Consider the following 14104-nt stretch of genomic DNA (forward strand, 5'->3'; position numbering starts at 1 on the left):
CTTCCTTTTATTTATAACTAAGTATGATTATGAAAACATTTACTAAAACAATACTTACCTGTTGCCTGGCCGCCTGCAGCGCATTACATGTACAGGCTGCTGATCTGCCTATAAAAATTACCAAGCGGTATTTGAACCTGCCGGTATCGCAGGCGCAACAACGCAGCAACATGAAGTTTACCGTTGGTGGCAAAAAGGAGCGCGAGTTCAAGATACGCTTAGCCAGCGGCGAACCCGAATACTGGGTGTTTTGCGATGTAAGTAACCTGAAAGGCAAAACCGTAACCATTAGTTACGAAGGTGACAACGCAGGACTCTCAAAAATTTACCAGGATGATAAAATTGCCGGGCAGGATTCCATTTATCATGAAAAAAACCGCCCGCAGTTTCACTTTACCACACGCCGTGGCTGGATCAATGACCCTAATGGATTGATATTTTATGAGGGCGAATACCATTTGTTCTATCAGCATAATCCTTATGAAAAGGAATGGGAAAACATGTCATGGGGGCATGCAGTGAGTAAGGATATGATACACTGGCAGGAATTGCCGGTAGCGCTTAGTCCGGATGATCTGGGCACCATGTTCTCAGGCTCTACCGTGATCGACTACAATAATACCGCCGGCTTTAACAAAGGCAAAACTCCTGCCATGATAGCCACTTACACTGTTGACGGGCATGGCAAACAAGTACAGTGCATGGCTTATAGCCTTGATAAAGGCCGTACCTGGACAAAGTATAAAGGCAATCCGCTGATTGATTCAAAAGAAAAATGGAACAGCCAGGATACGCGTGACCCGCGGGTGTTTTGGTATGCACCGGGCAAACATTGGGTTTTGGTGCTTAACGAACGCGACGGGCACTCCATCTACAACTCCGCTAACCTTAAAGATTGGGTTTACCAAAGCCATACTACAGGTTTTTGGGAATGTCCTGACCTGTTTGAGTTACCGGTTGATGGCGATAAAGGCAAAACCAAATGGGTGATGTACGGCGCTTCAAACACGTATATGATCGGCTCATTTGATGGTAAAAAGTTCACTCCCGAATCGGGCAAGCATTATTTTAGCACCGGTACCATCTACGCCGCGCAAACATTTACCAATATACCTGAAAGCGATGGCCGCCGCATACAAATCGGCTGGGGCCGCTTATCACACCCCGGTATGCCGTTTAACGGTATCATGCTATTGCCTACTGAGCTTACTCTGAAAACCACTAAGAACGGCGTTCGCCTGTTCAGTATGCCAATAAGAGAGACCGAACAACTGTTTGAAAAAACCGGACAGTGGACAAACCTCAAAGAAGGCGCCGCTAATGATCTGCTTAAGGCATATAATAACCATGACCGGCTGCGTATCAAGGCAACCATCAAGCTGTCGCACGCTACAAGTGCCGGGCTTAACCTTCTTGGGCAACATATCATTGATTACGATATGAACTACAACACGCTTAACGGCGTATTTTACTCGCCCGAAGACATGACCAGCATGGAACTAAGCGCTGATATTTACATTGACCGTACATCCATTGAGGTATTTATTGATAATGGCGCTTACTCCTACTCCATGCAACGCAAGCCGGATGCTAAGAACACCGAAGGATTCCATTTTTGGAGTAACAACATCGATGTGAAAAATCTGGAAGTGTACACAGTCAAATCTATTTGGGATCAGGCTAAGAACTAATCAACTTACAGATAGTAAAAACGATAAAAATTGTTTTAAATAAAGCTTCCTTTTAAGAGTATCCAGTACCATCTTAAAATTATACTTTAACACATCAACATTATCAAAACTTGAGGGTGAAGAAATTGGCCCTGCCTGCTCGGCAATGCTGGTAAAGCCTGTAATTTAAAAGTTTACAGGCTTTATTGTTTTATAATTTCTTGAAATCTTCATTTACAGCATTTTGATATTTTTTATATATATAAGTATTTGATTTGCTGCAACCCCAAAAAATAATCGTTGGCTATAAAACCCAACTACGATGGTTATCAATTGATATCTTTTTTCTTTTTAGTTTATTAATGATATTCTAGCTAACTGATTGGTCGAATTTACAGTATCAATAATACAGTTTACCTTGTGATATTTTTTACTGAGGTGAAGGATACGCTAAATCGCTCTTCAGTTTTATGGTCTAATTGATGCGGTAAGCCATCATTCCTATTGACAATTGGGTTATGTACACTTCAAACGGTTTATCAAGTTAAGAAGAGAATTGGATACGATCCATTACAAAGCTTAAGAAGACGTAAATGAACCGTAGCAGTGGATTTGACTTTATGACGCGGTACATAGCGAGCTGGATGGCGAGGGAAACTTTCGCTGGAGATCTTTCTTGGGGAGGCACAACCGGAATTAACAATAGCCCAGGAACAAACCTTACTGGCTGATCAAATCCTATTTGACTATTCCGCCGGCATTGTGGCTGTTTTCCAGCATTACGAGCACCAAGGCTTTTGGGCCTACCAACCCCGAAGACCTACTTGCCAATAGTGGTTATGATCCGCAATGAGCCAATAAAGACTTTAAAATACCAGCACGATCCTATTTTATATTTATATTCGTTTAGCTCATGGGAACGACACAGCTGATCAACTCTATAGCTTATGAAAACCTTCAATACTTTACTTTTACTCCTCACCATGTTTGTAATCAATGAATGCAGGGCACAAAACAGCCAGGCTCAAACGAAGACAAACGATAATTATACCGTTCAGTATCTGATCGTCTTTAATAACAAAAACGAAATTTTGATGATGAAGAACGGATTGGGTTGGCATACACCCGCCATCCGGTCGGACAAGCCTCAAGCCATAAGGGAAGCAATGGATAGCCTTTCGCATACTCTTGGATTGCGGATCAGCAATATCAAGCTTTCCGGGGTGTATACGCATAAATTCAGAGGGGTGCCAGATCATCCTGAGGTATCATTCAGGACATACTATACGGCATTATACCAGGCGGGTAGTATTAATCAACTTCCCGGTAAAGGCGTAGAATACTATTGGATACAAACCGATAAAGCATTGCCATTGCTACATTTTGAGTTCATGAAGCAGCAGATCAGACCAATTCTGCGCGACCGGGAGAAAGTTTGGGGCGGTACTTTTCTGATCACTTGGGAAAAAAATCAGTTCAAGAACAGCGAGATTATTGAGAATGTATATCAGCTTGGGGGTAGCTAACATTTTTTAAATAATAAATAATGGTTTTCCAGCAACATCCGGATAATAAACCTTAAGCTTTTGGAATAGTCATTTCCACCCAAACCTGGGCTTGATAATATCGTTTGAAATTACTCGTCACACTTATCAATACTCAAACGTCTTTCCATATATGCGCAAAATATTCATCTTACTTCTATTATCAACCAGCATCAGCAAAGCCCAGATCGGCACCCATTCAGGTAAACGTATCAGTATTGTAAGCATAGAGTTGCAAGTTAAAAAGGCCATGGATTCCCTCAAAATACCCGGCATGTCGCTTGCAATCATCAACAAGGGTAAAATCGTATATGCAAGGGGGTTCGGCTTTGCCAATGTTGAAAGCCGCAAGCCGGTTACTGCTCAAACATACTTTGAAGCCGCGTCTATGTCAAAGCCCGTCTTTAGTTTTTATGTTCAGAAATTAGCGAACGATGGCGTCATTGATCTGGATAAACCACTTTTTGAATATTTACCTTCAGCAGATATTAATGATGAGCGTTACAAAAAAATTACCGCACGCATGGTGCTGAGCCATACCACCGGCTTGCCTAACTGGCGCGAAGGTGAAAAGATGCAACTGGCGTTTGATCCAGGGAGTGCGTTTTCCTACTCGGGCGAAGGTTATATGTACCTCGCCAAAGTTATAGCTCATTTAAAAAAGAAGTCATTGCGTACCCTTGACCAGGATTTTCAGTGTGAAGTAGCCCTGCCGTTAAAACTTAAACACTTCCATTTTGTCCTGACGCAAGAAAGCAAAGAAAATTTCGCCACTGGTTATCAAGACGGCAAGCCCGTGCTTGACAACAGGGACCGTCAAAGCTTTGACGCCGCCGGTGGAATGTTCGCTAACGTGACCAACTATGCCAAATTTGTTATTCAGGTGATGAAGGTAAGAAAACTCTACCCGGCTTTGTATACACCCGTCATCACTTTAAAGTCGGATGATCCGGTAAAACTCTTTTTTCGAATAGATAGCTGGACAGCAGGATTAGCCGTTATCAAAGCCAATGGCGCTACTAATTATTGGCATGGAGGAAACAACCTGGGGTACACCTCTTCCTTTATGATTGATCCTGAAAAACAGTTTGGTTACGTTTATTTCACCAATGCCGACCAAGCCAACGGCATGAAAAAGATTATTGAGGAGATACTTTTTAATTAACGCATACATATTCTGAACCCAAAGCGGACACAACAGATGAACCAGTCTTATTTTGGGCATTTATCGGGTTGGTTTCGAAAATCAGAAATAGCAAAGCAGATAGAAGAACAAATTGAAAAAATGTTGATATAGCTTTAGATATAGATGGCAATGTTCAAATCACCGGTAAATTTTAATATTCCGACTTTTTATTACAGTATTAGTTAAAAAGCAAAGTTACCGATCATAGTCAAATTTCGATTTTATAAAAAACTTTAATTTATTTGTATGGCAAGGCTCGCAATTTCTCCCATCATTTCCCATTCAAGATGACAAACCCTGAGTTTAAAAACTCTCCACCTGTCGTAATTTCTCCGGATTAAGTGTATTTAAGTGTTTTTTAATGTCTTTCGGCGTCTTTTAATGTCATTAGATGTCCTTATGTGCACTAATTTCGCCCTCATTTTTTTTCGAGTTACAAAATCAATTTTCAGTTACAACTCACCTACGAAAACATTGCAAAGAACCCTCACCAGACACGAAATAACACAAAGAAAAACGCCTCTACTATTTGATAGTGAGGCGTTTGTTTGTCTTGTTATATGTTTATTTTGCGATACTTTGTGGGATCATTTGCCGATACAGAACTTACTAAATATATTATCCAATAAATCATCAGTTGTAACCGTTCCTGTAATTTCGCCAAGATAATGCAGGGCTTGTTTTATATCCATGGCTAAAAAGTCGGATGTGATGTAACCGTCCACACCGTTGAGCACGCGGTTCAGGGCTTCTTCTGTTTTTTGCAGGGCTTCGAGGTGGCGTATGTTGGTTACCAGGGTTTCGCTGCCAGTAAGTTGCTCCTTTATGGCCGCGTGGTATATGTGGTCTTTCAGCGAGTCGATATGTTGTTTTTGTTGTGCTGATACCTGTATAGCTTCGGCATGCAGCATAGTCAGTTGTGATTCGTTCAATAGATCAATCTTGTTAGCAACCAACAACAGGTTCATGCCGGGGCGTTGTAGTTTAGCAATGTCTGCATTAAGTTCTTCTGCTGTTATTTGGGCAGCATCGTAAACGTAGATAATCAGGGCGGACTGACTAATTTTTTCCATGGTACGCTCCACCCCTATCTGCTCAATGGCATCGGTAGCCTCGCGTATTCCGGCGGTATCAATCAGCCTGAAATTAATGCCGTTTATATTTAAAACTTCTTCTATGGTATCGCGTGTGGTACCTGCAATATGGCTTACTATTGCACGCTCTTCGTTTAACAGCGCATTCAGTAAGGTTGATTTACCAGCGTTAGGTCGCCCGGCTATAACGGTGTTAACACCTTGTTTTATCGCGTTACCCAGTTCAAACGAGCGTATTAAGCCACCGATAACCTTCATGGTATCAACAACCAGTTGCTTAAGCTGAACGCGGTTAGCGAATTCAATATCCTCTTCCGAAAAATCAAGTTCCAGTTCAACCAATGAAGCAAATTGCACCAGCTGTTCGCGTAATGAGGTTAACTGATTGCTGAATCCGCCACGTAGTTGCTGCAGGGCCACCTGCTGCGATGCCTTTGAATTGGCCGCGATTAGGTCGGCAACGGCTTCGGCCTGAGACAAGTCGAGTTGTCCGTTTAAAAATGCCCGCAGTGTAAACTCGCCGGGTTTGGCAGCCCTCGCACCGTGCTTAATCAGTAGCCGGATGATACTTTCTAATATATAATTTGAACCATGGCACGATATCTCTACCACGTTTTCGCGAGTGTATGAGCGTGGCGCTACGAATAACGACATCAGCACCTCATCAAGCAACACGTCGCCATCAACTACATGACCAAAATGGATGGTATGCGATGCTTGTTTGGTCAGATCCTTCCCCTTAAAAACGCTCTGGGCGATGGTTATGGCTTGGGGACCAGACAGGCGGATAACGCCTATAGCGCCTACGCCGTTTGGCGTGGCAAGGGCAACAATAGTATCGTCATTAAGTATCATAATCAGCGCAAAGTTCGGTATAAATCACTAAACTTAATTTCCATAATTGAATTACTATGCATTTTAGATAAATTGTTATATTTAATATTCCTAATTTATCTAAAATTTAAACCTACGCACATGAGCAAAAAAAAGATCGAAGTATTCCGGGTTAGAATCAAAACGTTAAGCGGAGATGTACTAAATTTCGAAGATTTACTATTAAATTCAGACCTGACATCAATTAGTATAAAATCTGGCCCAAAACATACGCAATTTGTATTTATTGAAGAAAAAGAAGATGTAATATTAGGTATAGTTCAATCTACTAAAATGAATGCAACTCCACCTAAAAATAATATTCTAACAAACCAGTTGTCTTCATTAGGTTTAACGGAGCCAGAAGGATTGGCATATGGCAATGTCTTCCTGTACTCTAAAACATCAAAATTTTTCCTCTACGAAGTAACTAAAGATGGTTTGTACATGGGACAATTCGACAAACATATCTATGACATAGTTCATAAATACAATGAAACTAATGAATATTTGATCCAGTCCTTTGATATTCGATTTGATTTAGTAATGAATATCGATGCAATGAAAAAGTTATTAGGTATGGGCAGTAAAAAATCGGTTCATATGCAATTTTTTGCTCCGCAAGAAATAGTAAAAAAAGTTAAAAACAATCAAAAATCACTTAAAGAAATTGCAAAACCTGGTGAGGAACTAGGAGCCGAATTAATTGATGTCACATATAAAATAACAAGTAAAAAGGATAAATCTCTTCATACGAGTAAAATCAATCAAATGCTTGAATGGATTGGCAATAATTACGATTTGATGAAAAGCAATATAAGAAAATTTGCGATTAGAGGTTATGAAGAAGATGAAAGTAATATTACTGAAGTAGATTTTATTAAGGATAAAATGATTGAATTTATCAACTACAATGAAGATAAAAATATGGTTGACTTAAAACCTACTTTACGTAAGCAAGAAATATTAAGTGCTTATGAACGGATAAAAAACGACCTTGATAACTACCCTATATGATGACAATAGATAAATTAAAGGAAAAATATTTATCTACAGTCCTTGCATTAGGTTTCGCTTTAATGAATTGTAAATTTCATCTCAGTTCTAAAATTGATATGGAAAGCTTTTCAGATAAAGCAATTGACATTTCTTCAATTAGTTTTGGATTTTTGCTTGCTGTATTAGCATTACTTTTGCAAAGTGACACGCCTTCTATACAGCGGATAAAACAAGGTGGGCGATTTAATGAGCTTATAAATTTTAATAAGAAAGCAGTTGTTGCATCTGCATTGTTAGCAATTATTGCTTTGTTATACTTAAGCTTCAAAGTTGCTATAATTCATTCGAGCATTTACATTTGTGGCATTTCAATTCATGAATTTATTGATTGTGTAATCTTAGCAGTCTTTACTTTTCAAGTTATTGAAGTATATCTTTTTCTTGATTTATTCTATACTATAATTAAATGATTACCTCTTTCGAAGCTTTTTTAGATACCCTATCCGTTCACCATGTAGGTAATCAGGCGCAGGACGAAATGTACTCCCTGTCTGACGAACCGCTTGACCTGAAGGACGAGATGATTCCCCGCCTGCTGATGCAGTATTTTTTAACCCCGTTCGAAAAAACCAACGAGGTATACCACCTGATGCATCACAGCGACATCAACCTGAATGAGATATTCAGCTTTGTCACGCAGATTTTTGAGGATAACGAGCGTTTTCATGAGGTATCACAGCATATAGCCAAGCACCTTTATGCGGTTACTACCCACCCAAAAATTAAAGCCGGTGAGCTCTATGTCGGATTATTCAATAACGTGCAAATCGAGGGTGAGCTATTGGATGCGATAGGCGTTTTCAAATCTGAAACAAAGGAAACCTATCTAAAAGTTTACCCTGACAAGGGCGGCTTTAAGATGGACTATGAGGAAAACGGGATCAACATTAATAAGCTGGATAAAGGCTGCCTCATTTTTAATACCGCTAAAGAAGACGGCTACAAGGTGGTGGTGATTGATAAAACCGGCAACAGTCAGGACGCAGCCGTTTACTGGAAAGATGATTTTTTAAAGCTTAAAATCCGCAACGACAATTTTAACCAAACAGCCAATACACTCAGCGTATATAAAAATTTTGTAACCCAAAAGCTGGACGATGAGTTTGAGATGAGCAAGGCCGATAAGATAGACCTGCTGAACCGCAGCATGAAGTATTTTAAGGAGAAAGAAACGTTTGACCTGGACGAATTTGCGGGCGAAGTTATTGGCAATGAGCAAGCCATCGAGTCATTCAAAAATTATAAACAGCAATACGAAGACGAGTTTGAAACACCCATTGCAGATAGCTTCGAGATATCAACCAACGCAGTAAAAAAACAAGCGCGGGTTTATAAAAGCGTGTTAAAACTCGACCGTAATTTCCATATCTATATTCATGGCGATAAGGATTTGATTGAGAAAGGTTTTGATGATGACAAGGCCATGAACTATTACAAAGTATTTTTTAAGGAAGAGCAATAACGCAGCCCTGCTATTTTTGTTATTGCTGCACAATAAGATAGTTCTACCCCATAGATCAATGCCGCTGATATGCATTATTATGGGCTTTTTTATTAAGTTTGAGCCTCTAATAATTACTATTAACCATGCCTTCTGACGAACTGATATCGCACATTCAAACTAAAGCACCTATTGTAAATATCGTGTCAGCCTACCTGCCTTTGCAGGATAGCCGCAAAGCCTTAAAAGGCCGCTGCCCATTCCATCCGGATTCTGGCGCATCGCTCATGGTATCGCAGGATAAAAATACGTTTAAATGCTTCGGCTGTGGTAAAGAAGGTGGCCCCATTGAATTTTTAATGGCCATTGAGGGCAAAAGCCGAAGCGAAATTGCAGGCAGATTAGCCGTAAAGCTTGGCCTGGTACACGATTTACGCGCTGTTTAGATACACCGTAAAATAACAAAGGGAATATCGCTTGATATTCCCTTTGTGTTTATACAACCCATTACTACTTAATAGTAAATGTCGCCGTCAATCTTTCGTCAGCCGAATTATTGCCGATGTTTAATGTGTAAGTGCCTGGATATAATTTCCATTTGTTAGCTTTCAAATCCCACTTTTGCAGATCGCTCACCTGTATTTTAATAGTCGCTGTTTGCTGTCCGCCTTTAGTAACGGTTACGCGTTTAAAGCCTTTTAATTCTTTCAATGGCATGCGCTCTCCCTGCGGATATTTGATGTAAGCCTGCACCACTTCATCGCCATCCATAGCGCCGGTGTTGGTTACGTTAACCGATACGGTGATTGAATCCTTAGCGCTGTAGCTTTTTTGTGGCTGCGTTTTCCAGTCGAACTTAAATGAAGTGTAGCTCATACCGAAGCCGAACGGATATTGTACCGGCCCGGTAAAGAAGCGGTAAGTGCGCCCCTTCATGTTGTAATTATCATACGCAGGCAAATCGTTAACCGACTTGTAGAAGGTTAATGGCAAGTGGCCGGATGGCGAATATTTACCAAACAGTATATCGGCCAACGCGTTCCCCCCCTGCTCGCCTGGGTACCAGGCCAATATGATGGCATCGGCATAAGGGGCAATCTCGGCAATATCAACATCACTGCCCGAGGTAACTACCGCTATAATGGGCTTGGTTACCTTTTTACGCAGTTCCTTTAAAAAAGCGATGTTATCTGCCGGGATGCTTAAAGTCTTTTTGTCGCCACCGCTTTCGGATAAGAATGCGTCGCCTGCCTCACCCTCTAATACCGGGGTTAAACCTACTACGGCTACTGTTACATCGGCATTACCGGCAGCCCATATTCCGCCAAAATGGGTGGTATCTCTATTACCCGATCCTAAATCGTACTCCACACGCGTAGCCGGACCAACAGCGGCGGTAATACCCTCAACAAAATTTACCATACGGCTGCTTACGCCATGATAGTTAGCTACCAGCGCATCTAACGATGCGGCGCTTGATCCAACCACCATAATACTCGAATAGTCTTGCTTATTTAAAGGGAGAATATTCTTATCGTTTTTAAGCAGTACCATACTTTGCAGCGCGGCCTTGCGGGCTAAAGCTATGTGATAATCATTGTGTACACTATCAGCACCATAACCGGCATAAGGTGAGCTTTTGGCATCATCGTAAAAACCAAGTTTGAACTGTGTACGCAGAATTTGCGATAGCGACTCATTTACCTCTTTTTCGGTGATCAGTTTTTTATTGATCGCATTTACAATATCGCTTTGGAAAATACTGGAACAGTCCAGGTTAGTACCTGCCTTTATTGCTGCCGCCGCTACAGATACTTTATCGGGTAGTACCTTGTGGGTTAAATAAATATCATCCAACGCGCCACAATCGGTTACTACGTGGCCTTTAAAGCCCCATTCGCCGCGCAAAATCTGGGTTATGAGTTTTTTATTGGTGGATGTTGGTACACCGTTAACCCGGTTATAAGCCGTCATAACCGATTCCACACCGGCATCAACCAGTTTATGAAAAGCGTACAGATAGGTTTCGCGCAGATCTTTTTCGTCTACCTTGGCATCAAAGTAATCGCGTTGCGCCTCGGGGCCGCTGTGTACCGCGAAGTGTTTTGCTGTGGCTGATGTTTTAAGATGTGCCGGATCATTGCCCTGCATACCTTTTATGTAAGCGCTGCCGATGGTACCGGTTAAAAACGGATCCTCACCATAGGTTTCTTGTCCCCGCCCCCAACGCGGGTCACGGAAAATATTGATATTGGGCGACCAAAAGGTTAAACCCATATACATTAAACGCCTGTTTTGAGCTATTGATAAATTGTATTTAGCTCGTGCCTCGGTTGAAATGGCACCTGCTATTTCATTTACCAGGTCATCATTAAACGTTGCCGCCATGGCAATAGCCTGCGGAAAAACCGTGGCCTCACCTGCCCTTGCTACACCATGTAAGCTTTCGTTCCACCAGTTGTAGGCTGGTATACTCAGGCGTGGTACTTCGGCGCTGCGGTAACCCATTAGCGATGCTTTCTCGGGTAAGGTCAATTCAGAGATCAGCGCGTTAACCCTGGTGTTAACCGGTAATTTTTCGTCCCTGAACTTGGGCTTGTTTTGCGCCTTAACAACGAAGCTGCAGGTACACGCCGCCGCTAATAAAATGCACTTAATGTTTGGCTTAATTATCATAGCTTAAATTTATTGCAATCGGTTGCATTGCAAATCACAAGATTATTAATAAATTTCGAAAATCAAATACATTTTAAAATTTTAATAAAAGTATAAGTGTTTTTATAAATATTTTAATTTGTTTTTAGATATGATTTACTAATTTGGCGATTGATCCGGGTCAGTTAATAAGACTGACATTAATTTGCTTTAAGGGCGTGTCTGTTAACCCTATAACCACAAATCTGAAATGATAATAAATAAAACATCAAAATTTTTTATAATCGTAACCATTGCGCTGCTTGGCATAATAGTGAGTATCTCAACGCTTACTGCCCAAACAACTGCTCCGCAAATTAACCTTATACCCTATCCGCAATCGGTAATTAAAGGTACAGGCATTTTCACTATTAACAGTAAAACTAAAATAGCGCTGCCTGCGGGTAAGAAATTTTTACCGGAAGCTGAGTTGCTTAACGTGCTTATCACCAATGGATCAGGCAAGTCGCTGGCTTATGCTCCTGCATCTGCAAATGTAATACAGTTTATTACGGATAATACTATTACTGCTGATGAAGGTTATAAACTAACCGTCACCACGCAAAAAATAACCTTGGCCGCAAAAACGGCGTCAGGTATATTCAGAGGTGTTGAAACCTTACGCCAATTATTGCCCGACGGTGTTGAACAAACCGGTAAGGCAATTACCCTTACCGTGCCCGCGGTAATAATTACCGATCAGCCGGCGTATGCGTGGCGTGGTATGCATTTGGATGTATCCCGTCACTTTTTCTCTGTTGAGTATTTGAAGAAGTATATCGATCGCCTGGCCCTCTATAAATTCAACAAGCTGCACTTGCACTTAACAGATGACCAGGGCTGGCGCATCGAGATCAAGAAATATCCAAAGCTAACGGAGTTTGGCGCATGGCGCACGTTTAATAACCAGGACTCGGCATGTATCGAAAAATCAAAGGATAACCCTGATTTCGCTATCGACCCGAAACACATCATCAAACGTAATGGCAAAACGCTTTATGGCGGCTTTTACACCCAGGCGCAAATGAAAGATGTGATTGCCTATGCCATGAAAAGACATATCGACATCATCCCCGAAATTGATATGCCGGGGCACATGATGGCGGCTATTAACAACTATCCATTCCTGTCGTGCACAGGCGGCAGCAAATGGGGTGAGCTTTTTACTACCCCGATATGCCCTTGTAACGAAAGCACCTACGAATTTGCCGAAAACGTTTACAAAGAGATATTCGCGCTGTTTCCGAGCAAGTATATTCACATAGGAGGCGACGAGGTTGACCGTACCAGTTGGGGCGAATCTGAAGCCTGCAAGGCCATGATGGCCAAAGTGGGACTCAAAACATCGGCCGAACTGCAAAGCTATTTCATTAACCGAATGGAGAAATTCTTTAACAGGAATGGCAAAAAACTGATCGGTTGGGATGAGATATTGGAGGATGGCATCAGCTCGACCGCTGTGGTGATGTACTGGCGCAGTTGGGTGCCTAACGCGCCGATCAAGGCTGCTAAGAATGGCAATAAGGTGATCATGACGCCGGGAAACCCGCTGTATTTTGATAACGATCCGGATCAGAACTCGGTTTACAATGTTTACCATTTTAACCCGATACCCGAAAAACTGAACAAACAGGAAGCAGCCAACGTCATTGGCGCACAGGCCAACCTGTGGAGCGAGCGCATCCCGACAGAAAACCGTGCGGATTACATGATATTTCCACGCATGACCGCCCTTGCCGAGGTTTTATGGACCAATAAAAAGAATTACAAAAGCTACCAGCAACGCTTGCTGAAACAATATCCGCGCTTTGATGCATTGAAGATTCACTACCGCTTACCTGATTTTACGGAGCTGGTTGAAAGCAACGTATTTACTGATGAAGCCACGCTTAACGTAAGCAAACCGCTACCGGGATTAAAAATATTTTATACTTCCGATGGCTTATTGCCAACGCAGCAGTCAACCGAATTGACCGGCCCGTTAAAGATTTCGCAATCGCAAAACATTCGTTTGGTGGCTTATACCGCGTCAGGCGTTCGTGGCGATCTGTATAACTTGAAGTATGTAAAGCAACCATTGGCAGAACCGGTGAACAAAACAGGCTTACAGGCAGGTTTGGTGGTGCGTTATTTCCCTGCGTTCTACAAAAAGACTACACTGATACCTGACACGGCTAAAAATCAGGCGTTAACAGTGAGTACTGTTACAGTGCCTAAAGAAGCCACCGCGCCAAGCTTTGGACTGAAGTACAGGGGCTATCTTGATATCCCAACAGATGGCGTATACACTTTTTATCTGACCTGCGATGATGGCGGCATACTTAAAGTAGCCGACCGCCTGGTAGTTGACAATGAGGCTATGCACTCGGCTATTGAAAAAAGCGGACAGGTAGCACTTAAAAAAGGCCTGCAACCCTTTGAGATTAACTTTTTGGAAGGCGGCGGCGGTTACGCCCTAAAGCTGCTTTACAGTAAGGATGGTTCAACCCCGGCCGAAATACCTGCATCATGGTTAAAACATTAGTCCATTTTTAGACAGACAT

At 41.8% G+C, this 14104-nt stretch carries 10 protein-coding genes; 8 read left to right on the forward strand and 2 right to left on the reverse strand.

The genetic code is table 11. From position 1 onward, the window contains the following. Positions 1 to 29 precede the first annotated feature (29 nt). The 3 genes from ABD960_RS10875 (at position 30) to ABD960_RS10885 (ending at position 4379) form a co-directional block, all read left to right on the forward strand. Complete coding sequence (locus tag ABD960_RS10875; RefSeq protein ID WP_345331179.1) at positions 30 to 1691, forward strand: glycoside hydrolase family 32 protein; 1662 nt, start codon at positions 30 to 32, stop codon at positions 1689 to 1691. 962 nt (positions 1692 to 2653) lie between these two features. Further along, positions 2654 to 3196 carry an NUDIX hydrolase gene (locus ABD960_RS10880; RefSeq protein ID WP_345331180.1) on the forward strand — a complete coding sequence of 181 codons (543 nt, stop codon included), beginning with the start codon at positions 2654 to 2656 and terminating at the stop codon, positions 3194 to 3196. Positions 3197 to 3347: 151 nt separating this feature from the next. Next, on the forward strand, positions 3348 to 4379 hold the full coding sequence (locus tag ABD960_RS10885; protein ID WP_345331181.1) for a serine hydrolase domain-containing protein: 1032 nt from the start codon (positions 3348 to 3350) through the stop codon (positions 4377 to 4379). Positions 4380 to 4987: 608 nt separating this feature from the next. Here ABD960_RS10885 and mnmE read toward each other — a convergent pair. After that, a complete protein-coding gene (gene mnmE / locus ABD960_RS10890; RefSeq protein ID WP_345331182.1) occupies positions 4988 to 6349 on the reverse strand; it encodes a tRNA uridine-5-carboxymethylaminomethyl(34) synthesis GTPase MnmE in 1362 nt (453 codons plus the stop codon). A 120-nt stretch (positions 6350 to 6469) separates the two neighbouring features. Between mnmE and ABD960_RS10895 the strand changes: the two genes are divergently transcribed. The 4 genes from ABD960_RS10895 to ABD960_RS10910 all read left to right on the forward strand — a co-directional run bounded on the left by ABD960_RS10895 (position 6470) and on the right by ABD960_RS10910 (position 9313). After that, the gene (locus ABD960_RS10895; protein ID WP_345331183.1) at positions 6470 to 7384 is read left to right on the forward strand and encodes a hypothetical protein; all 915 of its coding nucleotides are present in this window, start codon (positions 6470 to 6472) and stop codon (positions 7382 to 7384) included. Continuing rightward, entirely contained in the window at positions 7381 to 7836 is a 456-nt protein-coding gene (locus ABD960_RS10900; protein WP_345331184.1) for a hypothetical protein, read from the forward strand. Before ABD960_RS10895 ends, ABD960_RS10900 begins: the two co-directional genes overlap by 4 nt. Next, entirely contained in the window at positions 7833 to 8888 is a 1056-nt protein-coding gene (locus ABD960_RS10905) for a nucleoid-associated protein (protein ID WP_345331185.1), read from the forward strand. Before ABD960_RS10900 ends, ABD960_RS10905 begins: the two co-directional genes overlap by 4 nt. A 125-nt stretch (positions 8889 to 9013) precedes the next feature. Further along, a complete protein-coding gene (locus tag ABD960_RS10910; RefSeq protein ID WP_345331186.1) occupies positions 9014 to 9313 on the forward strand; it encodes a CHC2 zinc finger domain-containing protein in 300 nt (99 codons plus the stop codon). A 64-nt stretch (positions 9314 to 9377) separates the two neighbouring features. Here the strand turns inward: ABD960_RS10910 and ABD960_RS10915 are convergent, their stop codons facing one another. After that, entirely contained in the window at positions 9378 to 11543 is a 2166-nt protein-coding gene (locus ABD960_RS10915) for a glycoside hydrolase family 3 N-terminal domain-containing protein (RefSeq protein ID WP_345331187.1), read from the reverse strand. A 229-nt stretch (positions 11544 to 11772) separates the two neighbouring features. On the opposite strand from ABD960_RS10915, the gene ABD960_RS10920 reads away from it, so the two are divergent. After that, on the forward strand, positions 11773 to 14085 hold the full coding sequence (locus ABD960_RS10920) for a family 20 glycosylhydrolase (RefSeq protein WP_345331188.1): 2313 nt from the start codon (positions 11773 to 11775) through the stop codon (positions 14083 to 14085). Positions 14086 to 14104: the final 19 nt, after the last annotated feature.

This window comes from Mucilaginibacter defluvii, from assembly GCF_039543225.1.
GTDB classification, from domain to species: domain Bacteria; phylum Bacteroidota; class Bacteroidia; order Sphingobacteriales; family Sphingobacteriaceae; genus Mucilaginibacter; species Mucilaginibacter defluvii.

Coding starts and splice junctions, on each gene's coding strand:
- ABD960_RS10920 (WP_345331188.1), top strand. CDS start 11,773: ATGATAATAAATAAAACATCAAAATTTTTTATAATCGTAACCATTGCG.
- ABD960_RS10905 (WP_345331185.1), top strand. CDS start 7,833: ATGATTACCTCTTTCGAAGCTTTTTTAGATACCCTATCCGTTCACCAT.
- ABD960_RS10915 (WP_345331187.1), bottom strand. CDS start 11,543: ATGATAATTAAGCCAAACATTAAGTGCATTTTATTAGCGGCGGCGTGT.
- ABD960_RS10880 (WP_345331180.1), top strand. CDS start 2,654: ATGTTTGTAATCAATGAATGCAGGGCACAAAACAGCCAGGCTCAAACG.
- ABD960_RS10910 (WP_345331186.1), top strand. CDS start 9,014: ATGCCTTCTGACGAACTGATATCGCACATTCAAACTAAAGCACCTATT.
- ABD960_RS10885 (WP_345331181.1), top strand. CDS start 3,348: ATGCGCAAAATATTCATCTTACTTCTATTATCAACCAGCATCAGCAAA.
- ABD960_RS10900 (WP_345331184.1), top strand. CDS start 7,381: ATGATGACAATAGATAAATTAAAGGAAAAATATTTATCTACAGTCCTT.
- mnmE (WP_345331182.1), bottom strand. CDS start 6,349: ATGATACTTAATGACGATACTATTGTTGCCCTTGCCACGCCAAACGGC.
- ABD960_RS10875 (WP_345331179.1), top strand. CDS start 30: ATGAAAACATTTACTAAAACAATACTTACCTGTTGCCTGGCCGCCTGC.
- ABD960_RS10895 (WP_345331183.1), top strand. CDS start 6,470: ATGAGCAAAAAAAAGATCGAAGTATTCCGGGTTAGAATCAAAACGTTA.